This window comes from Vibrio sp. B181a (assembly GCF_030248375.1).
GTDB lineage: Bacteria > Pseudomonadota > Gammaproteobacteria > Enterobacterales > Vibrionaceae > Vibrio > Vibrio campbellii.
This window is the reverse complement of the sequence record NZ_JAHGAD010000027.1, coordinates 151,340-172,543: the sequence shown is the minus strand read 5'-3', so window position 1 is coordinate 172,543 and position 21,204 is coordinate 151,340. Positions and strand designations below refer to the sequence as shown.

Annotated in this window: 20 protein-coding genes and 1 pseudogene; 14 read left to right on the top strand and 7 right to left on the bottom strand. The window is 44.0% G+C overall.

The genetic code is table 11. The annotated features are described in order from the left end of the window. Positions 1-4: 4 nt before the first annotated feature. Positions 5-1,240: a molybdopterin molybdotransferase MoeA gene (gene moeA / locus KIO97_RS13995; protein ID WP_045458392.1), complete on the bottom strand. Its 1,236-nt coding sequence runs from the start codon at positions 1,238-1,240 to the stop codon at positions 5-7. Positions 1,241-1,527: 287 nt separating this feature from the next. Here moeA and folE point away from each other — a divergent pair, with 287 nt between their 5' ends. Beyond that, complete coding sequence (gene folE / locus KIO97_RS13990; protein WP_005373478.1) at positions 1,528-2,181, top strand: GTP cyclohydrolase I FolE; 654 nt, start codon at positions 1,528-1,530, stop codon at positions 2,179-2,181. Between the two features lie 44 nt (positions 2,182-2,225). Here the strand turns inward: folE and KIO97_RS13985 are convergent, their stop codons facing one another. Together KIO97_RS13985 and clcA are read right to left on the bottom strand one after the other, a co-directional pair. Continuing rightward, entirely contained in the window at positions 2,226-3,173 is a 948-nt protein-coding gene (locus KIO97_RS13985; protein ID WP_285383060.1) for a TDT family transporter, read from the bottom strand. Between the two features lie 260 nt (positions 3,174-3,433). Next, positions 3,434-4,840: a H(+)/Cl(-) exchange transporter ClcA gene (clcA, locus tag KIO97_RS13980; protein WP_038888437.1), complete on the bottom strand. Its 1,407-nt coding sequence runs from the start codon at positions 4,838-4,840 to the stop codon at positions 3,434-3,436. Positions 4,841-5,501: 661 nt separating this feature from the next. On the opposite strand from clcA, the gene KIO97_RS13975 reads away from it, so the two are divergent. Then, complete coding sequence (locus KIO97_RS13975; RefSeq protein ID WP_285383058.1) at positions 5,502-6,062, top strand: hypothetical protein; 561 nt, start codon at positions 5,502-5,504, stop codon at positions 6,060-6,062. A gap of 11 nt (positions 6,063-6,073) precedes the next feature. Here the strand turns inward: KIO97_RS13975 and KIO97_RS13970 are convergent, their stop codons facing one another. Then, on the bottom strand, positions 6,074-6,493 hold the full coding sequence (locus KIO97_RS13970; RefSeq protein ID WP_012129711.1) for a helix-turn-helix transcriptional regulator: 420 nt from the start codon (positions 6,491-6,493) through the stop codon (positions 6,074-6,076). Between the two features lie 96 nt (positions 6,494-6,589). On the opposite strand from KIO97_RS13970, the gene KIO97_RS13965 reads away from it, so the two are divergent. From KIO97_RS13965 to KIO97_RS13945, 5 genes are all read left to right on the top strand, one after another. Beyond that, positions 6,590-7,498, top strand: a complete 909-nt coding sequence (locus tag KIO97_RS13965; RefSeq protein ID WP_282252548.1) for an aldo/keto reductase family oxidoreductase — start codon at positions 6,590-6,592, stop codon at positions 7,496-7,498. Positions 7,499-7,819: 321 nt separating this feature from the next. Next, a complete protein-coding gene (locus tag KIO97_RS13960) occupies positions 7,820-8,824 on the top strand; it encodes a response regulator (RefSeq protein ID WP_005425987.1) in 1,005 nt (334 codons plus the stop codon). Beyond that, on the top strand, positions 8,824-9,264 hold the full coding sequence (locus KIO97_RS13955; RefSeq protein ID WP_285383054.1) for a PAS domain-containing protein: 441 nt from the start codon (positions 8,824-8,826) through the stop codon (positions 9,262-9,264). Before KIO97_RS13960 ends, KIO97_RS13955 begins: the two co-directional genes overlap by 1 nt. A gap of 129 nt (positions 9,265-9,393) precedes the next feature. After that, on the top strand, positions 9,394-10,932 hold the full coding sequence (locus KIO97_RS13950; RefSeq protein WP_285383052.1) for an NAD(P)H-hydrate dehydratase: 1,539 nt from the start codon (positions 9,394-9,396) through the stop codon (positions 10,930-10,932). 449 nt (positions 10,933-11,381) lie between these two features. Beyond that, positions 11,382-12,425: a GMP reductase gene (locus tag KIO97_RS13945; protein ID WP_009704073.1), complete on the top strand. Its 1,044-nt coding sequence runs from the start codon at positions 11,382-11,384 to the stop codon at positions 12,423-12,425. 284 nt (positions 12,426-12,709) lie between these two features. Here KIO97_RS13945 and KIO97_RS13940 read toward each other — a convergent pair. After that, positions 12,710-12,961, bottom strand: a pseudogene (locus tag KIO97_RS13940) (transcriptional regulator). A gap of 83 nt (positions 12,962-13,044) precedes the next feature. After that, positions 13,045-14,046, bottom strand: a complete 1,002-nt coding sequence (locus KIO97_RS13935) for a ZmpA/ZmpB/ZmpC family metallo-endopeptidase-related protein (RefSeq protein ID WP_285383050.1) — start codon at positions 14,044-14,046, stop codon at positions 13,045-13,047. 600 nt (positions 14,047-14,646) lie between these two features. Here KIO97_RS13935 and KIO97_RS27040 point away from each other — a divergent pair. Both KIO97_RS27040 and KIO97_RS13925 read left to right on the top strand, forming a co-directional pair. After that, positions 14,647-14,709, top strand: coding sequence for a hypothetical protein (locus tag KIO97_RS27040; RefSeq protein WP_373417322.1), 63 nt, complete (start codon positions 14,647-14,649; stop codon positions 14,707-14,709). A 454-nt stretch (positions 14,710-15,163) separates the two neighbouring features. Beyond that, entirely contained in the window at positions 15,164-16,213 is a 1,050-nt protein-coding gene (locus KIO97_RS13925; RefSeq protein ID WP_167424206.1) for an alpha/beta hydrolase, read from the top strand. A 158-nt stretch (positions 16,214-16,371) separates the two neighbouring features. Here the strand turns inward: KIO97_RS13925 and KIO97_RS13920 are convergent, their stop codons facing one another. Beyond that, on the bottom strand, positions 16,372-17,262 hold the full coding sequence (locus KIO97_RS13920) for a LysR family transcriptional regulator (protein ID WP_005425953.1): 891 nt from the start codon (positions 17,260-17,262) through the stop codon (positions 16,372-16,374). A gap of 466 nt (positions 17,263-17,728) precedes the next feature. Here KIO97_RS13920 and KIO97_RS13915 point away from each other — a divergent pair, with 466 nt between their 5' ends. The 5 genes from KIO97_RS13915 (at position 17,729) to KIO97_RS13895 (ending at position 21,204) form a co-directional block, all read left to right on the top strand. Next, positions 17,729-17,935, top strand: coding sequence for a Flp family type IVb pilin (locus tag KIO97_RS13915; protein ID WP_005425883.1), 207 nt, complete (start codon positions 17,729-17,731; stop codon positions 17,933-17,935). A 154-nt stretch (positions 17,936-18,089) separates the two neighbouring features. Beyond that, a complete protein-coding gene (locus KIO97_RS13910; RefSeq protein WP_182052326.1) occupies positions 18,090-18,515 on the top strand; it encodes a prepilin peptidase in 426 nt (141 codons plus the stop codon). A gap of 21 nt (positions 18,516-18,536) precedes the next feature. Further along, positions 18,537-19,361: a Flp pilus assembly protein CpaB gene (locus tag KIO97_RS13905; RefSeq protein WP_105065857.1), complete on the top strand. Its 825-nt coding sequence runs from the start codon at positions 18,537-18,539 to the stop codon at positions 19,359-19,361. After that, a complete protein-coding gene (locus KIO97_RS13900) occupies positions 19,361-20,731 on the top strand; it encodes a type II and III secretion system protein family protein (RefSeq protein WP_285383044.1) in 1,371 nt (456 codons plus the stop codon). The genes KIO97_RS13905 and KIO97_RS13900 overlap by 1 nt, the downstream gene beginning before the upstream one ends. Then, on the top strand, positions 20,728-21,204 hold the full coding sequence (locus KIO97_RS13895; RefSeq protein ID WP_285383042.1) for a hypothetical protein: 477 nt from the start codon (positions 20,728-20,730) through the stop codon (positions 21,202-21,204). Before KIO97_RS13900 ends, KIO97_RS13895 begins: the two co-directional genes overlap by 4 nt.

Sequence of the window (21,204 nt, the reverse complement as noted above, 5' to 3'; positions counted from 1 at the left end):
TTTCCTAGTATAGGGTTGAGTTGAATAGTTGGATCTGAACCGTTTCACCCACTTCAACACGGCCGCGCTCACGCTCTAACACAACAAAACAGTTCGCTAGGCTCATGGAGCGGAATGCGCCAGAGCTTTGGTTACCCGTTGTTTCAACTACAAACTTGCCATCTTCCAATGTGTAGATACCACGTTGGTAATCGGTACGCCCCGGTGCTTTCTTAAAGGCGGTTTTGGTTGTTGCAGGAATAGACTCAGGTGCTTTCCACTCTGTATGGCCTGCAAGTTTTGCCAGCATTGGTTGAACAAGCACGTACATGGTAAGTACGGCAGAAACAGGGTTACCCGGCAGACCGCAGAACCAAGCTGTACTTAGCTTGCCAAATGCAAAAGGTTTACCCGGCTTGATTGCTAGCTTCCAGAAGCCAATTTCACCAAGCTCTTCAAGAATGTCTTTGGTGTAATCCGCTTCGCCGACGCTAACACCACCAGAGGTAACAACGACATCAGCCAACGTTTGCGCTTGTTCAAAAGTTGCTTTCAGAGTCTCTGGGCAATCTGGAATGATGCCAAGATCAATCGCCTCACAACCGAAGTTCTCGATAAGCGGTTTAATACCGTAACGGTTGCTGTCGTAGATCTGACCTTCGTCTAATGGTTCGCCCAGTGGTTTAAGTTCATCACCAGTAGAGAAGAAAGCAACTTTTGGTTTACGCACTACCGTCACATGGCTTACACCAAGAGACGCAATCATCGGAATATCGCGAGGTGTTAAACGCGCACCTTGTGCAAGCACGATGTCGCCCTGCTTGATGTCGTCACCTGTTGGGCGGATGTTGTTTTGCGGTTTCACGTCAGTTTGGTTGAACTGAATGCCAGCATCCGTGACTTCTGTGTTTTCTTGCATGATAACGGCGTCGCAACCTTCAGGGATTTTGGCGCCAGTCATGATACGAACACAAGTGCCTTGTGGCCATTCACCTTCAAAAGGTTGTCCTGCAAATGATTTACCTGCTAGAGGCAATACAGAAGACGACTCAAGATCTTGAATGCGAATTGCGTAACCATCCATTGCTGAGTTATCGAATGGCGGTACGTGAATAGGAGACAAGATGTCTTCTGCCAGTACAAAACCGAGAGCTTCAGCAAGTGGAAGAGAAAGCGTAGTTTGGATAGGTTTGATTCGCGATAGCATTTTGTCCATCGCTTCTTCAATTGGCATCAAGCCAGGTGCGTCGCAGCAGCCCATTAAGAAAGTCCTGTGTTCTTTTGTTTTGTGGCAACTTTACCATAAAAAGGGGACCGAGTAAGAATGTCCACCTATAAAATATGGGTGTAATTATTCAAAAATCCGAGTATCCTTGTCAGCCATCCGAAAGGGGTAAAAAGCCCGCGGAGCTCAATAAAATCAGCTCAGTACCTATATTTGATGTGACTTGGTGTAAAGACACGAAACTGAGCAACTCAAAGCGAAAAATATGAATGCAATTTTGGTTGGGTTTGTATTAAAGCGGAAGTAACAAAAGAGGAAGTGGAATGTCAGGTCTTAGCGAGTCAGCGAAGTTAGTAAAAGAAGCGCTAGAGCAACGCGGTTTGGAAACGCCAATGCGTCCAAACAACGTAAGTCGTGAAGAGAAGAAAGAGAAGATCGAACACCACATGCGTGAGATCTTAGGTCTGCTTCAACTTGACCTTACCGACGATAGCCTAGAAGAAACCCCTCACCGCATTGCTAAGATGTACGTTGACGAAATCTTCTCCGGTCTGGATTACTCCAACTTCCCGAAAATCACGGTGATTGAGAACAAGATGAACGTGAGCGAGATGGTTCGCGTGAAGGACATCACAGTGACCAGCACTTGTGAACACCACCTTGTGACCATCGATGGCAAAGCTGCTGTGGCTTACATTCCACGTGGCAAGATCATTGGCTTATCAAAGATCAACCGTATTGTCCGCTTCTTCGCACAGCGTCCACAAGTTCAAGAGCGTATGACACAGCAAATTCTTGTTGCACTTCAAACGTTGCTTGAGTCTGATGATGTGGCAGTGACGATTGACGCAACACACTACTGCGTGAAATCTCGTGGTGTGATGGATGCAACTAGCGAAACGACAACAACAGCATTGGGTGGCATCTTCAAAAGCAACCCAGCAACGCGTGCCGAGTTTCTGCACGGTTTACGCTAAGTAACAAAGCAATATTCTAAGAGGATGGCAAACGCCATCCTTTTTTACATTTGCTTGGAGGGTGTGCTGATGAGTTCTGGCCAGTACATTTTTACATAGCCAGCGGAAACCCAAATCACGAGCACGGTGGCAACACTTAATTCAAGAAATCCAAAATCATGTAACCAATGCCACTGTGGGTAAGATTCTGCAAAAAAAGTGGTAAGACGATGCATCGCAATCGCGCTGATAACAGAAGGGAAGGTAACTGCAGCAATAGATGGCTGGAACTTCAAGCGCATCAAACGGAAATAACACAGGTAAATCAACAACGTCATAGTGATGGCGATGCCTGCTAATGCGCCTGTCAGTATCGGATCTGGCTCGCCAAAGTTGACCAAATAAGCCGCTAAAGACAAGTTCACCGGAGCTGCCATGATCGCCAATGTTGGGCGTGCGCGACGCGGAAGAGAACCAAAGAACACAAGGCGATAAAGGACTAATGGCAACATAAAGAAGTAAATGCCAATACACATCATTGCCAAGGTTTCAGAAAATACATTATGGCCGAATTGAGAACCTGCAAGGGAAGAGCTGATCAAACCAACAGGATATAAGAACCAACTTGGCACAATGTTCGACATCTTGAAGTTGATGATCTGGAAACCAAAGAACAACACCATCATCGTAAAGTGCAGTAACACCGCCATAAACCAAAGTGGATAAGCTATGATGGGCGCAACCGCAGCAAGGTAGTCGCAAAGCATGAGTAACGCCATACTCATCGGAGCCATTAAGCTGCCGCTCAGAGGGTGCTTGATGTCCGCCATAAATAGGCGAGGGCTGGTGGCGTATTTCAGCAGAACAGGGGTAAGAAGCAGTGCTCCGAGTGCAGCAAGGAATGGTCTGATTGGCTCACCAATCTCTGGGAGATATAAAGCCCAAGCTTGTCCAAGCCCTATCATGCCTAGTGCCAGCGCCGCTTGTGATGGCGGGACACTATAAAACTGCACAAGTCTTCTCCAGTTCAAAACTACTCCGAGATTGGGTGATTTACTCTAATTTGAGCCGCGAATACTAACAAGTTTAACGGCTTCTTACCCTTAGTTATTATAAGTAAATATCAGAGAGTGGGAATTTTGTGAGTTTGATAGGTTATTTTTGTAGAGAGATGTAAAAATGCAAAATTACTGGCTCCAAATCATGGTTCTTTATGAAAGATAATTTGGAGCCTGTTTAGCCAAGCATCTCGAAGTTACTTGGATATATCAACTTATGCTTGGTTTTCTGGTAGGTCTTGTTGACGTAGTTTGTCATTTTTAAGCGTACGATGTAGCAACTGGCTGTAAATCGGTTGCCCGCCAAGTAACTGCGCTACGATTACTGCGCCCAAACTGGTAATAATGAGTGGCAAGATTAGGTAGTAGTTATTCGTCATTTCGATAACCAGCAAGATACCAGTAATCGGTGCACGCACTGTTGCTGCAAATAGCGCCCCCATGCCTGCAATTGCGAATACACCCGGTTCGATAGTCAGTGAAGGCAACAGCATGTCTGCACTGGCACCGAATGCGTAGCCAAAGAGAGTACCAAGCGCCAGCATTGGTGCAAAAATACCACCAGGCGCACCAGAGCCGAAACAAAGTAGGGTGGTAATCACGCGACCAACGAACAGCATGACTAAAATCGAGATCGAGTAATTACCATTGGTAATATCTGGGATCAAGCCAATACCACCACCGGTAAGCTGTGGCACGTAAAGCAGCAACAGACCAAATACGCCGCCTAAAATGGTACCTGTGATTAGGTAGCGTTTACGGTCGTTTTTATGTAATGCAACAAAGCTGTCTTGTGCAATGGTTATCAGTTTGTTGAATACAACACCAAACACGCCGAACAAAGAACCGAGAAGCAGGAACAACCACAACGATTGCAATTCAGGAGATTGGTATTGTGGCATGGTGATAACGGCTTCTTGACCGTTGATAGCTCGAAACACAATGTTCGCCATGATGGCTGAGATGATCACTGCGCGAATCGAAATCAAAGAGTAACGAAACTGAGGGCGCATCTCCTCAACCACAAACATGATGCCTGCCAACGGTGCGTTAAATGCCGCCGCCAAGCCGCCGGCAGCACCGGATGCCAATAGAGAGTGACGGGTATCATCGTCCTTTACTCGGAAGATGTCTGTAACCATACGACCAACCGCACCGCCCATCTGTACTGTTGGACCTTCGCGACCTAGTACCATACCTGAGCCAAGTGCACCCATACCGCCGAAAAACTTCACAGGGATGACTCGCCACCAGCGTACTGGACGAATGTTATCCATTGCACCTTCGATCTCAGGAATGCCTGAGCCAGATGCTTCAGGAGCAAAACGGTGAACAAGGTAGTAACCGATGAACGCTAACGCGCCACTGATCAAAATTGCAGCGAGCCACAAAGGCAGTACGCTACCGATCTCGCTCTTTAGCCATTCGGTACGAGTCTCGGATACAAAGTGAACCGCGATTTCAAAGTAGGTTCCAACAAGGCCTGCTAGCGTACCAACAATCGCGGCCATAAAGAGGACGGAAAATGATGTTGGCGTTGACCCTCGAGAGACAAACTGGTTAATCGCATCTTTCGGTACGTGCGCTAACACAGATTTCACAATTCTCTCGCGTTTGGTCATTAACAGATTCTCCTAGACTACTAATTGGAAGGGACGAAAGAAATTATACGCCTCGGAGAGTCTAGACCTAATCAATAAAGATGCAATTTAGCTTTCCACTATTGAGCGGTTCAAGCATCAATTGTCTAAATATTGATTAATATTGTGCTATTGGTCCCATATTCGACGCTATTTTTTTATTAGTAAAACTTGTTTTCTGAGCGAAATGAACCATGCTTTAAGTGTAAAGCAACATGACTGCTTCAGAAGGAGGGATGTGAGGTTTTACACACAATTTGGATGGATTCAAACCCTACAGAAATTCCTCGTCATTTGTTCGGGACGCATCAATAGTCTTCCCGATTCGCATACTCACGATTGAGTCACGAGGCAGAGGCGCACGCACTGTGCGCCTTTTTAATGCCTGCTTGATCCTGAACGTTCCATTCCCTACAAAAAACAGAATGCAATGTTGATAAATTTAAATGGTATGATATTCTGTTTGTCGTAATGGTTCTCAGCGTGATGGATTACGCAGTTTAGGCTTTGTACAAAGATTGATGCGGACTAGAAGGTCCGCTTTTTTGTACCTGAAATTCGACATCGCAGCTTGCTTCTCGCTCGGCTTGCAGCAAAGATAAAGCTCTTATTCATCTTCTTGAGTTAGCTTAATAGTAAGGCCATGCTGCGTTTTTCTTTTTGTTCGTTGCTCTCCCTCTGTTTATTGACGCAAACTGCTTATGCGCAGGGGGCATGGTGGCAAGTTATATTATCGGACGCATCTGTCGTTGAGGTTCAACAGACTTTGCAAGAGGGCGGAGAGTGGTATACCTGTGAGGCGCAAGAAAGTGCAGGTGCATTCTGTTTGGATGACTTTCACTACTATCAGCAACATCTCTATGGAGAAGCAAACGCAAGGGCAAAAGCGATTCGTCTTATCTTTCTCACGGACTACCAACCTCAAAATCTAAGTGAGCTGATACTGAACCTGAGAAAAGATGGATTGGTGATGAAGCGAATAGCAATACAAGGTGAGCAGTACGATGTTGCTGAAGCATTAAAACACAACTCGCCAGAAGTGGTCGATAAAGCACTGGTCCTATTTATCAACCGCTACCCTCAGCAAGTACCACGTCGTATTGATTGGGTTTTAGCACAAGAGTTTGGTTCTCCAGCGCCAAGATTAAACGTCACCTTAAACAGTGATGGCGAGATGATTGAGCTAGAGGTGATTCGTTTCTAAAGTGCCATGCTTTAGCTCTCTGATGTTTCCGTTTTATTCTCATGGTGCAAGGCTAAAAATGTAGCCATTGCTGACTCGTCCAAAAATCCATCCGACTTTTTATGAGCACGCAGATACTGGTAACCCGCAATCAGTTTGCGATGTTGTGTTTCTTCAACCTGAGAGATCGTTCCACTCATGACGTGCTGGAAGGCAAGTTTGTAGGCTTCCATATCCACAACCTCTGCCTGACGGTATAAATAGCCACAGCCGGTGGCTAGCCACTCCAATGAGCAATTGGCCCGCATTGCGATTTGGTTGGCTTTGGTTAAGCTGGGTTCGCTTCCTTTGAGGTATTTGCGAATTAAAGCCTCGGAGACGTCGACGCGTCGGGCAAAACCGCTGATGCTTTCTTCGCCAATTAACGTGGCGAGTCGTTGGGCAAAAGACATATTTCGTACTCCAGTTCGAATTGCGAAAGTTTACCCGTTGAGCAAGCGGTAAAACAAGACTAGGATGAATGCAGATTAAGAAAAGGAGAGAAACCCATGGTTGCAAAAGTAGTGACTGCACCAAACGGTCCAGAGTTTTCTGAGCTGGTTCAAGGATATTGGCGTGCAGTAGATTGGGGCATGACAGCGCAAGAGCGTTTGTCGTTCCTAAAGCAACACATTGAGTTAGGTATTACCACCGTTGATCATGCTGACATTTACGGTAATTACGAATGTGAAGCGTTGTTTGGTGAAGCATTAGCACTAGACAAGAGCGTTCGTGAGGAAATTCAGATCGTGACAAAGTGCGACATCAATTTATGTGGTGACAAAACGCCAGAGCGTAAGATTAACCACTATGACACCAGCGCTGCACACATCTATCAATCCGTGAACAACTCGCTTGAGAGACTCAAAGTCGACGAGATTGACGTTCTACTGATTCACCGTCCAGACGTGTTGATGGACGCAGATGAGGTTGCAGAAGCGTTCTCTGAGCTACATAAAGTGGGTAAAGTTAAGCACTTTGGTGTTTCTAACTTCACGCCGCGTCAATTCGAACTTCTTCAATCTCGTTTAAGCAAACCTCTTGTGACTAACCAAGTGGAAATCAACCCACTGAATTTTGAAGTGGCACACGATGGTACGTTAGACCTACTTCAAACACATCGTGTTCGTCCAATGGCATGGTCATGTTTGGGTGGTGGTTCCATTTTCACGGGTGATACAGAGCAAGCGGTTCGTGTTCGTAACGAGCTGGAAGCTATTCGAGAAGAAGTGGGCGCAAACAGTATTGATGAGGTCATTTACGCTTGGGTTCGTCGCTTACCTTCTAAACCAATGCCAATTATCGGTTCTGGTAAAATTGAGCGTGTTCACGCAGCAGTGAATGCTTTGAACATTGAACTCACTCGTGAGCAATGGTACCGAGTTTGGGTAGCATCAAAAGGTCACGGTGTGCCATAGAAAGCACAATAATCAAACGAAAAGTAAGGTGCCCTCATCGGGTGCCTTTTTTGTTTGCGATTCAGTTGAAAGAGCTGGGGTCGATAAAGGCAACCCCTTGCGTATCAAGCTCTGTAGAAGTTTTAATCACTCCTGCGCAATGTCACTAAATGTATAGGGAATTCGGGATTTTCTCGTTTCACTGGTTCACTCATCTATTCATATTGCGTATGCTTACCCGGTAAACAACAAAGAAAAAACTCCTCGTCAGTTTCTTCGTATTATAGGCGGTATCAATCTGTTAGACTCCTGCGCAGATTGTTGAATATTAAAGGTGGTAGAATGTCTTTTCCTGTACTCATCTGTGATGATTCAGCGTTAGCACGCAAGCAGATGGCAAGATCACTGCCAGCAACATTGAATGCAGACGTGACATTTGCCATCCATGGTAAAAATGCGCTTGAAGAGTTGGCGCAAAAAGAATTCAAGCTGATGTTTCTCGACCTCACTATGCCAGAAATGGACGGTTTTGAAACATTAGAAAATATGAAACGCTTGGGGATCCAAACGCCCGTGGTGGTTGTGTCTGGTGATATTCAACCTAAAGCGAAAGAGCGTGTCTTTGCGCTCGGTGCGAAAGCATTTATCCAAAAGCCGATTGGTAAAGATGAGCTTAAGGCGACGTTAAAAGAGCTGATAGAGCCTAATGATCGTCCCCAAGTCATTACTCCTACCACGATTGAATTACCCATTCTGCGTCGCCGCGACATCTATATGGAAGTGGCTAACGTCTCTATTGGTCGTGCGGCCGACGCGCTAGCTCGCCACTTTGATGTGTTTGTTCAGCTCCCTCTTCCAAACGTGAATATCTTTGAAGTCAGTGAGCTGCACATGGCGCTACGAGACTTAGCTTCTCACGATAACGTCTCCGGTGTTTGCCAAGGTTTTTGTGGCGAAGGCATTGCAGGCGAGGCACTGGTCATTCTCAGTGACTCCAGCGTTTCCGATCTTAAGAAACTGATGAAGGTGCCAGCGGACAGCGAAGAGTTAGAAGAGCTTGAGTTGTTGATGGACATATCCAATATCTTAGTCGGTTCATTCTTAAATGGTTTAGGTGAGCAATCTGAGGTGCGATTCTTCCAAAGCTCTCCAGTATTGCTTGGACAACATATCTCCATTGATTCCATCATCGAATCAACCACAGGGGCATTTAGCCGAACCATGACATTCGAGGTCAGCTACAACATTGAAGGCACCTCTATCCGTTGTGATCTACTGTTTATGTTTGTTGATGAGTCACTGCCGTTACTGGATAACAAACTGTCGTACCTAATGGAGGACTTCTAATGCTGAACTTACCTGCAGAATTTGAACAATTCCATTGGATGGTCGACATGGTGCAGAATGTCGAAATGGGTTTAGTTGTGATCGATAAAGACTATAACGTTCAAGTGTGGAACGGCTTTATGACGCACCACAGCGGCTTGCAATCTCACGAAGCCATTGGGCGCTCGATCTTTGATATCTTCCCTGAGATCCCGCAAGAGTGGTTCAAATTGAAAACTAAGCCTGTTTACGATTTGGGGTGTCGAAGCTTCATCACGTGGCGTCAGCGTCCATATCTGTTCCGTTGCCGAAATGTTCGACCAGTGACGCAACAAGCAGAGTTCATGTACCAAAACGTGACGCTAAACCCAATGCGAACCCCAACAGGGAAAATCAACTCGTTGTTCTTATCGATTCAAGATGCAACTGCCGAAGCCTTGATGTCGCAGCAGCAAACTTGACGTCGCAGCAGCAAACTTGACGTCGCAACAGCAAAAATAAAGCTTGAGAAAATAAACGCGCAAAAGCCGAGGTTCGCCTCGGCTTTTTCGTATACTTAAATCGTGTCTTTTGAACCGTAGAATATCGTTATGGATTTTAATCTCGCCCTCAAGCTCTATACCGCAGAGCAAGTCAGAAATGGAGAAGTGATCGCAGCTCAAATGGCTGGAGTCTCAATGTACAGTTTGATGCAGCGTGCTGGTATGGCGGTTTACGAGCGATTTCTCCACCTTTATCCAAAGGCTCGAACTGTGCTGGTGGTTTGCGGAAAAGGGAACAACGGTGGGGATGGGTATGTGTTTGCTACTCTCGCAAAACAGGCGCAGCTAAACGTCCGAGTCTTCCAGCTAGGGGACACCACAGCATTGAAAGGGGATGCGCTGCGAGCATTCGAAGATTGGCAAACGATCGATGGTGAGAACAGCAGCTGGAGCGATTGGCACACAGCGCTTTTGGAGGCGGACGTTATCATTGATGCCATGCTTGGTACAGGGCTCTCTGGTGAAGTAAGGCATGAATATCGTCGCTACATTGATCAAGTTAATCAAATTCATTGTCCAGTCATCTCAATCGATATTCCTTCGGGGTTAAGTGCAGACACAGGTTCCGTGCTCGGAGATGCCATACAAGCGGATCATACGGTGACTTTTATTGGTGTGAAGCAAGGCTTATGCACAGGGCAGGCGAGAGACTACGTCGGTGAGCTGCATTTTTCTGGCTTGGGTGTAAACGTCGAGTTTGAGTCGATTGAAGAAGAAAGTGCGTTAGGCATCGATCATCTAATTATCAGAAGGTTACTGCCAGAAAGAAAAGCCACAGCCCACAAAGGGAATAATGGCAAGCTCTTATGTATAGGTGGTAATCAAGGCATGTCTGGCGCCATTCGCTTGTGCGCCTCAGCTGCAGTAAGAACAGGCGCAGGACTTACGGCTGCTCTGACACACCCGAGCTCTTTATTGCCATTGCAAGTTGGCTCTCCAGAAGTCATGAGTCAGGCTATTACGTTTGATGAGCTAAAAGAGCAGGACAACGAACTGATTAAACGGACACGTTGGGCGGATGCCTTAGCTTTTGGTCCTGGTTTCGGTGAGGATGAATGGGCGCATCAAGCCTATCAATACTTATCTCAGCAGCACAAACTGAAAGTCGTTGATGCAGACGGACTCAATATTCTTGCGATGCTGAATCAACGTAATGATGTCGTGGTTCTACGAGATGAACAGCGTGTAATGACACCGCATCCCGGAGAGGCGGCCCGTTTACTTAATGTCTCTACAAAGGACATAGAGCAAGACCGTTTTGCCGCAGCAAGACAACTTCATGAACGTTATGGCGGCGTTGTTGTTCTGAAAGGGGCAGGGACGCTTATCTATGATGGGGTAAAAATGTACGTGTGTCTTGCTGGGAATCCGGGAATGGCAAGTGGTGGAATGGGTGATGTGCTCTCTGGTGTGATTGCCGCGCTGCTTGCCAAAGGGTTACCTATTGCTGTTGCTGCACGTTTGGGAGTGATGCTTCATAGTCACGCTGCGGACATTAATGTTCAACAAAAAGGCGAAATTGGGTTATTGGCAAGTGATGTTATTGAATCACTTCGAGATGCCATTAACTTAAAAAACGATTATTGAACGGAGAAAACAGCGCTAAAAATGGCAAAAGAGTGATGTGAAGCGTGAAAAAATCAGGAAATATTTTTTGTTTGATCCAAGGATTAAAGACCGTTTGATGCAATTTTGAGCATTTATGAGAATCTGAACGGTAAAAAGCTATCGGTTTCACGCAAAGGTTTGCGCAAAGGATTAAATGGTGGTGGGTTTTAACTATCTGATATTGTTAATGAAGTTATGATTTTGGGGAGAGGTGCGGTGTTTTTGATATGCGATTTCCAAGATGGTATCACAAAAAAAATTCAAATATCAGACTTGTAGGAAATAAATCACGACCTATAATGCTGAAAACCGGAGCGTCTGCCAACGCTCCGGTTTTTTTGTGTCCGAAGAACAGTGAACTCGTCTGCCAACGACTTCACTACGCACTCTGAGATGACACATATACTTATGAATCAAGGAATTACACAATGCGTATCGAACAAGAACTTAAGTTAGGTTTCAAAGATGTACTGTTTCGCCCGAAACGTTCAACCCTTAAGAGCCGTTCTCAAGTAAATTTAACCCGCGATTTTACATTCAAGCACAGTGGCCGTCAATGGTCTGGTGTGCCTGTAATTGCGGCGAACATGGATTCGGTTGGTAGCTTCGCAATGGCGAAGGCACTAGCAGAGCATGGTGTAATGACCGCTGTTCACAAACACTACACAGTAGAAGACTGGGCAGAGTTTGCGAAAACAGCTGACAAAACAACGCTAAACAACGTTATGGTGTCTACTGGTACGTCTGATGCAGACTTCCAAAAAACCAAAGACATCATGGCGATCTCTGATGAGTTTATCTTCATCTGTATCGATATCGCTAACGGTTACTCAGAGCACCTAGTCGAGTACGTACAACGTGTACGTGCTGCATTCCCAGACAAAGTTATCTCTGCAGGTAACGTAGTGACTGGCGATATGTGTGAAGAGCTAATCCTAGCGGGTGCAGACATCGTGAAAGTGGGTATCGGCCCAGGTTCTGTATGTACTACACGTGTTAAAACAGGTGTTGGTTACCCTCAACTTTCTGCAATCATTGAGTGTGGTGACGCTGCACACGGCCTTGGCGGCATGATCATCGGTGACGGTGGCTGTTCATGTGCGGGTGACGTTGCAAAAGCATTCGGCGGCGGCGCTGACTTCGTAATGCTAGGCGGTATGCTAGCAGGTCACGAAGAGTCAGGCGGTGAAGTGATCGAACAAGACGGCAAGAAGTTCATGAAATTCTATGGAATGTCGTCGAAGAGCGCGATGGACAAGCACTCTGGTGGTGTTGCTGGCTACCGTGCCGCTGAAGGTAAAACTGTACTTCTACCATTCCGTGGCAGCGTTCACGGTACTATCCAAGACATCCTTGGCGGTGTTCGCTCAACATGTACTTACGTAGGTGCAGCAAAGCTTAAAGAGCTAACCAAGCGTACTACCTTCATCCGCGTACAAGAGCAGGAAAACAACGTATTCGGTAAAGAATAAGTTTTTGCTTAAATTGAAATAGATAAATTAAGAGCCGCAGTTTGCGGCTCTTTTTTTGAACAAAAAACGAAATGCCAAAAGACTGATACGGTAAATAGCCGTTACTCAAGTAAAGGTAGAAAAAATACACTGATTATATTCAGCGCAATTACTACAGAAACTGACAGCCGTTGATGGGATTGGTTGTCGCTGATAATCAAGGCAAGCTTGATAGCGAACAGGGTGAAAGCCATTAAGATGTTCATTCAAATGGCCGATGAGGCGAATAGCCCTATGAATTTAAGCTACAGCATCGAGAGCTGTTGTTTCAGCACTTTCTGTTGTTCTGGGGCTAGTGCTCTAACTAGGCTAAAGGCCCTTTTTGAAGTCGTTTTAGCAGAAGGGCTAAGGGTATGGCTGAAAGAGAGACTCATTAAGAAGGTATGGTCTCACTCAGGGTCACCACAACTATAATATAAATCGCCATATCCTGCTGAAATACGGCTTGGCTTTTGTATGCGGGCTTTCTCGCTACACTCCTGGCAAATTACTCTCATATAGCACCATGAACCTATCTAAATGATATGCTCATGGCACTAAATTGTACTGATTATTTATTATGAAAGCTAAATACTTACGCTTAGAAGCGACACACAGAAGGTGGTAATGTAGATTCGTTACTCAAATTGAGGTACAGATTGTTAGTTCTATAAGTCTCTTTCGGGTTAACGTAATGCCACTGTAATGAGTTATCGACATCATTGTGAGAGATGTTATCGAGTAAAACTTCATCATCTGCTGACTGTAAAATTGTTCCAGCCGCAATACCGTTATATTTACCAAGCACTAGATTATGGACAACGTTTACGACGCTGCCATTGGTGATGGTTGATTTATCTAGTTGTCCTACTAAAAGCCCGTTTCTCCCACTTTTTCCTAAATCATTTCTTTTAAGTGAGCTATCTGCTATCTCAAGCAATTCAAGTTTTGTTTGTTTTACATTTCCAAATATCCCACCAACGTAATTAAAACCACTATTTTTGACAGTTATTTTAACATCGTTAACCTTAATGTTGTTTGCGCCAGCGCCCTCTATTAACCAACCTGATACGCCCCCAATTTTGTTCGAATCTGTGGATGAACTTAAGGCGCTATGTTGAACAACAATATCTTGTAGCATAGCACTATCGGCTCTACCGACAAGCAAACCTACAGCCCAAGAACCTACAGAGTTTGAAATTGCTGAATCGGTAATTGTAACGTTTTTAATAAGCCCGCCGTTTAGTAACCCGGCCAAAGCTCCAACGGTTTTGGCTTCTTTGTTTTGTGTATTTATTTGGAAATTACTGATGGTAAGGTTTTTGATTTCCCCAGCATTAATTCTGGAAAATAATCCCACATCACCTTTGGTTGCTGAAATTGTTAAGTTTGATATCGCGTAACCATTACCATCAAAGTTCCCGGCGAATGACTTTGGCTCGGTATGAATAAAACCTGAGCAATCAATATTTTGAAGTAACACGTAATCAGAGTTGGTTTTGTCTTCAAGATTGAGCAACTGTTCGCAGCTATCAATCTGAATAGGTGAAGCTGTAGCACCTAGAGATATAAAACTTGATAATAAAAGGGTATTTTTTAGCATAACTGACTCCATTGTTATGAGTTGTTTGTATAGTCAATTTGAATATAAAGATGTCTAATTGATATGTATATTTAAGTGAGATTGCTTAATGCTCTTATGTAACACTTATTGCATATGTGGGTGGAGCGGGTAGTGAGAAAGGTAAATGATATGAGGTCGGTTCTTCAAGAGCTAAGGTAACTATGCCTAATCCACGTAAAACGCACTCCTGCTCACCTGCAGTGTTTTCGAACTCATTTTTTCGCAATTCTGCCACCGCTTATGAGAGTTAACGAGCCGTTAGCCCTTTTGAAATAACGGAGCTTGCCGAGAGTTAATAGTGCTCAGAATGGCTTATATTGTGTCTAATAAAATTGCGAAGAGTGCAAAAAATTGCAAGAAATATCGCAGTTCTTAAGTGGCAACGTTGTCGAGATTAAAGGCTAAATGCAGGCGTTTTGGTACCTCAGGGTCACTGTTTACGGCATCCATAAACATCCTGCCTTGGATTTACTGGTCCGTGATCGACTCATCAATCGTTTGCTCGCGCAGCATATAACGCCATCCGTTTTGTCTGCCCATGCCTTTAGCCAAGATATATGTCATTGGAATACGTCTAATGTGACGAGTATGGAAAACATGTTTGCTAAGTCTAAGGTATTTAACCAAGACTTAATTAACTAACTGGAACGTTAGCAGGGTACTGGTGCATACTGACTTTGCCAGAGACAGTGCTCTGACTGAAGAACAACTGCCGTATTTTGTAGACTGATTCCCGTTTCGGTTTAACTAAACAAAAGCCAGTGTTGATTGATTCAACGCTGGCTTTTTTGTTTAGAAGTGACGCTAGCGAGAGGATACCGGTTAGTTCAACCCCGGGCGCATGAAGTCGAATAAAAAAACGGCGGCAGGCTATAGCTAGCAAAAATTGTCATGCTTTAAACTATCTCTCCAAGTAATTAAGTCATGCCTTACTTGCGTATATCTGTGACTATCTCTATAAATGTATCTCTTTAATTGTTGTTTAATAGCAACAGTGAATTGATTTGAGTGCTATATATCAACACTTATGGTTTTCATAACATACATCTGTTGCAGCGGGGAACGTTGCAAACCTCAGAAATCTATGGAGTAAGATATGAAAACTACTAAATTAATCCCCCTTTCGTTAGTTGCGAGTGCCGTTTTAGGAACAACATCTGTTGCTGCGGAAACCTTCTTGGGTGCTGACTATCACGATGGCAAAAATAAAGTTGCTTTTCTTAGTGAGAATGTTCGTATTGCTGGCAATGTGTTCTTGCCACCCAATTATGACGAAAGCAAAAACTATCCAGCGCTTGTAGTGATTACGCCAGCCAGTGGTGTTAAAGAGCAAACCGCAGGTATTTACGCCGAGAAAATGGCAAAAAAAGGCTATATTACCCTAGCTTTTGACCATCGTACTTACGGTGAAAGTGGTGGTTATCCTCGCGGTATGGAAAATGCGCCAATGAAGGTTGAAGATATTAAGAATGCCATTACATTCTTGAGTCATTTTCCAGGCGTTGACCCTCAGCGCATCGGTGAGCTAGGCATTTGCTCTGGTGCTGGTTACAGCTTACAAGTTGCAATGCAGGATACCCGTTTAGACTCTGTAGCAACAGTCAGTGGCTTTGTTGACTTTACTGACTATGGTATGGGGGGGGCAACTCAGTATATGGACCAACTTACGGGCGATCCGGTTGAGCAATATCGTCAGCAGATCCAAATGGCGAGCGAGGCACGTCAAAAGTATTACGAAACAGGTGAGGTCGTGCTTGTTGATGGCATTCCATCTGCAGAAAAAGCCAAATCCATGAATGAGTTTTGGGTTCGCGCTGCTGATTACTATCGTAACCCTGAGCGTGGTGGCAGTGCTGAGAACTATTCGCCAATGCGCGCTGCTATGTCTCTAGATACACGCTACGCTTATAACCCATCAGAAAACATGGCGCTACTTGGCGACACTCCTTTCTTGGCTGTCGTTGGGACTGAAGCGCTATCGGCGTATTTTAGCGAAGTGGCGGTAAAACGTGGTAAAGATGCTGGCATTGACGCTGAGTTGTTTGAGATTAAAGGGGCGCAACATTTCGACCTTTACGATCAAAACAAGTATGTTGATCAAGCCGTAGTCAAACTTGATAAGTTCTTTTCGAAAACGTTGTTATAGTTTCTTTTGTATTTTTAAAGGTACGTAGAACCTGCACTCTAATCGTGCGGGGTAAAGAATCAGCTGTTTTTAAACACAATTGAATAGAACAAGAGCCGCAAACTGCGGCTCTTTTACATTCTGGAAAGCAGGTTTAGAAAAAAGAGAAATAGAGTGGGTTATTGTGCTAAATCTGCCATGAACTTTGGTTGAGGGGCTACACTACTTCTTAGCTCCCCTTTTATCCATTGGTTGAACAAACTAAAATCGGAATGTGTTGGCCAAAATAGAGAAGCGGTCACTCGCTTACCAAATAAATCTGGGTGGTCGTTAATCCGTCTTAGCTTGCTCTCTTTTTCATTTTCCTCGATGAGAAATTCTGGCAAAAAAGCAATGCCCTTTTGGGCTTTACATAGGTCTAGGATGGTTCCCAAATCATCCAGACGCCATAAATTATAGGCTGCTATGTTAGATAAATTGAGTAACTCTTCGCTGCCATCCATTAAGAGGACTCGTTGCGACGGGTTACTGTCAATATTCGTCAAGGCCTCGTGTGCCACCCACCAACAGTTGACGTAAAACAACTCATCAATATTAAAGTCGTTCCCTGTTTTGTGGTAGGGGTTTCCCAAGGCTAGATCGATCTTCCCTTCGTTTATGTAGTTACCCAAAACAAAGCTTGGTTTGGTGACAACAAGCAAGTCTACATTAGGAAATGCTTCTGAAAAGTCTAGTAGTGTTTTCTTTACTTCTTTATTGAATACCAGTGGATCAATGCCTACACGATAAACGATTTGCTCTGATATATTCATTTGCTGTGCTGTTGTCATCAATTCTCGATACTTTGAAACAACAGGGGCAGACAAATGGAATAGACGTTTCCCTTTCTCGGTCAGCCAGACTTTAGAATATTGTCGATTAAATAAATTGAAGCCTAAGTCTGATTCCAGGTTCTGAACAGCAGTACTAACAGTAGATTGGGATTTGCCAAGCTTCCGAGCTGCGGAGCTAAATGAACCTTCCTCAACTACAGCTACGAACGAAACAATATTTTCGAATTGTAGTTTCATGATTCTACCAACCTTTTTAAAAGCAAGTAATTTATAGTTTTAGGTTTATTGTTCGTATATATAGCGTGATGATTCTCATATTTCAACAGGTTTTATAAACCATGGTTAATTATTTTTACATTAAACCGTCGCCAACATATTCCTATATGGCATAATTGATTATCACTCGTATCAATTGGTTTGTGTTGAATTATTAATTAATATGTAGAGCTATCACTCTATTGATGACCCTTGTTCCAATTTTTAAAACTATCAAATAGTCATTTTTACTGTCATCGCAGTGTAAAAAATTAAGCTAAGGTATTGTATTTTAAGTTTTTGTTTAAAAAGTGTTCGGTATTTATTTGGTAATTTTGAGTGTTATTTACGCATCCTATCGATTTTATCAATAGGTGCTATTTTTTCTTGGTTAAAGGTATTAATTAGACTGGCGCCTCTTTTATAAATTTAACTCATAGGAACGATCATGATCACTAAACTATACGTACAAACAAGCCTATTTTTATCAAAATTCAAGAACGACGAACGTGGTGTAACTGCGATTGAATATGGTCTGATTGCAGTAGCAATGGCTGTATTAGTAACTACTGCAGTAGGCTCTGATGGTTTTATCGGCAAACTAGAAGGCGCATTTGATCAAGTGGCAGGTGCCATTGATACTGCTAGCAAGTAAAAGAAAACCTTACTTACTAGTATAAATAATATCGATAGATGTTTGTGCCAGACCTTTGTTTTCATCGGTCTGGCTCTGTTAATTTTTGATGTCTTAAAAATATTATTATTAACTAATATATATTCAGGCAAGAGTCTTTGTTTTGAGTTATGAATTGTATTTGTTGGTATTGTTCATAGTGTGTTTATATGTATCCATCGTTGATCTGCTTCATCGAAAAATACACAACCATACTTTGTTTATACTGCTTTTGTTTCAGTGCTTTTTGTCACCACTAGACCTTCAATTTATCACCTTTTTGCTGATGTTAGGAGGCGGGCTAATTCTATACGCTCTGATTTGGGTTGGAGCCGGTGATATTAAATACGCAGCGGTTTTGTCCCTAGTCATCCCGCTCAAAGATTTACCTTGGAGCCTTGTTATGACGGCGTTTGCTGGTGGATTTTTGGCGATTATTTATTTAGTTAGCCGAAAATTGGTAACTAATACGTCTAACACGCAAGAAGGCATTCCATATGGGATAGCAATAAGCATTGGATTTTACTTAATCATTTTAACTCAAAACACGCCACATATTTAAACCTCCAAGAATAGGCACAATATGAGATCTCGACTGGTATTACTTGTTGCTATCGTCGCTTTGATAGTGGGTGCGTTAGGCGTTATCGACTTATTCAAAAGCGACCCTCAACCGATAGCGACTGCTGCAGTGGTGGAGAACACAAACGAAGAATACGTTGCTGTTTGGATGACCACAGAAGCTTATGAAAAAGGGCATGCTATCAGTGCCCAAGGTGTGGTTAAACAACAGCTTCCTCTAAACGAAGCATTGGCACTGGGCGTTAGGGAAGATGCTCAAATCAGTTTCTCACCATCTATTTTGCTCAATAGAAGTTTGGATCTAGGTGATGTCGTATTACCGGAATATCAAGTGAGCCCCGGACAACCTGGGTATATCGATCTTCTGGTAACGGAAGGAATGACATTATATCCACTTGAAGTAAGCGACCAGAACTTAATCAATGATTACATTCGTCCTGGGTCGTTCATTGACATTCTCACGGTCAGTTCTCCTAACGATAACCTAGCTCAGAATATTGATAAGCCTAAACGTTTTAAGGGCGTTAAAGCGTCAATGTTCTTAAAGCATGTCAAGGTACTTAACATCGGTGATGATGCCAAGGGTGACAGTTCTGTTACTGCCCGCTCTCCAAGTAAGGAAAACGGCCTGACAACGGTTGTTATTGAGGTGAAACCGGACGACTTGGCGAAGCTTGCTTTGGCGCAACGAACCATGCACATCGAAATATATCGAAGCCAAACTTATAACAAACCAGAGTACGCTGAAGTGCGCAATGTTATTGATAATTACACCGGCATTGAAGAACTACGTGGCAATGTCATTGATCGAAGGGAGGCTTTGTAATGGTAATACAACCTCGAATTAGCCAATCACTTTCAATATTTATCGCGTCCCTGTTTTTTTGCTTGTTTTTTGTGACAAAAACTCACGCTGCTGATCGTTCAATCACGCTAAATGACGGTCAGCACATTTCGGTTAAACAGCCGATTGGCAAAGTGTTCATTAGTAACCCTGATGTTGCGGACTATAAAGTTATTAACGACACCACCTTGGTCGTGTTTGCCAATGGTATCGGGCAGTCCCGCTTGATTGTTTATGGCATTGATGAGGATGTCTTGCTTTCAGACCGAATTATTGTGGATTTGGATTTAACCGAAATTAGACGTCAGCTCAAATTTCATTTCCCGGATGCAAAGGTTACGGTTCAGTCGGTAGGCGAGCAAGTTGCTGTGAGTGGTGTTGTTGACTCAGAAGAGACGCGTGACGAAATCTACCGTTTAGTTGCAACGTTACTTGGGCGCGAAAAAACAGAGAAGTGGGATAAAACTTATAAGTTTGAATTCAAATCTGACTACGCCCAGTACGAAGAGCCCGAAGGAATGATTTTCGCACGTAACATGACCTGGAAAGGGATTGTTGAGCGTATTCAGGTTGCGACAACGCAGCAGGTGAACGTCAAGATCTCAGTGGCACAAGTGACAGAATCCTTCGGTAAAACAGTGGGTGTGGATTGGAGCTCTGTCGGTTCGAGCGTTGGTGAGTTTGTGTTCGACCAGTTTGATGCCGCGAATCTAAGTACGTTAATTACCGCTTTAGGCAATGATCAAGTTGCTGAAGTATTGGCAGAACCAAACCTGACGGTGCTATCTGGTGAATCGGCTAGTTTTTTAGTTGGTGGAGAAGTGCCGGTTATCGTTTCGACCAATAACAACGTAAACATTTCGTTCAAAGAGTTCGGCATAAAACTCGACCTGACAGCGAAGGTTCTAAGCCAAGACAAAATTCGCATGCAACTCGCACCGGAAGTGAGTGAGGTCGAAAGCTACGTAGAAGCAGCGGGTGTAAAAGTGCCCCAACTGGCTTCACGACGAGCGTTAACAACGGTTGAGTTGGCCGATGGCGACAGCTTTATTCTAGGTGGCTTGATGAGCAGCGCTGACCTAGAAAAAATGCAAAAAATTCCCTTTGTCGGCGATATCCCAATATTAGGTGCTGCGTTTCGCAAAGCCACGACTGAAAGAAAGCGCACGGAATTGATTATCGTGGCAACGGTAAACCTAGTTGAGCCTATTAAGCCGAAAGATGTGCAACTACCGTACATCAAAAAAACGTCAACATTGGCTCGTTGGTTGAACATCGAATCCAATAAAGATTCTATTGCGTCGTCTGATGCCACGATTCGTTTGTTGTCGGAAGGAGGGTTTATCCAATGAAGAACCTTGTATTCATTGCTTTGTTGACATCATCACTCCTAGGTTGTGCAAACGAGCGGTATTTCGGAGGCAATGGCGCAGAAGCGATTGTCTATAAAGAAAACCACAGTTTTGAGTTTGCAATCAAAAAGCGCACTGAAACTGCTAAGAAGATTGAGCAACTTATTCGCGATATTGAGTCGATGGATAAAGGCGCTACTTACGTCGTGGAGTACAAATCCACACGCGCTAAAACGATGTTGGAGCCGATCTTTAGGCAGTATCCGGCACATATCATCGCACCACAAAGAGTTGAGTACCGCTCTAGGCCTTCTTTGTCGAGCGATCTCAATATTCATGTGACGTTAACGCGTTTGAAGACTCAACAATGCTTGCCAGCAAAGTTTCAGGCTCGAATTGGACAACCAGATTGTTTTGTCGAATCGATGCGTTTAAAGCAAGTATCCGATAAGTCTCGATTGATAGGTGAATAA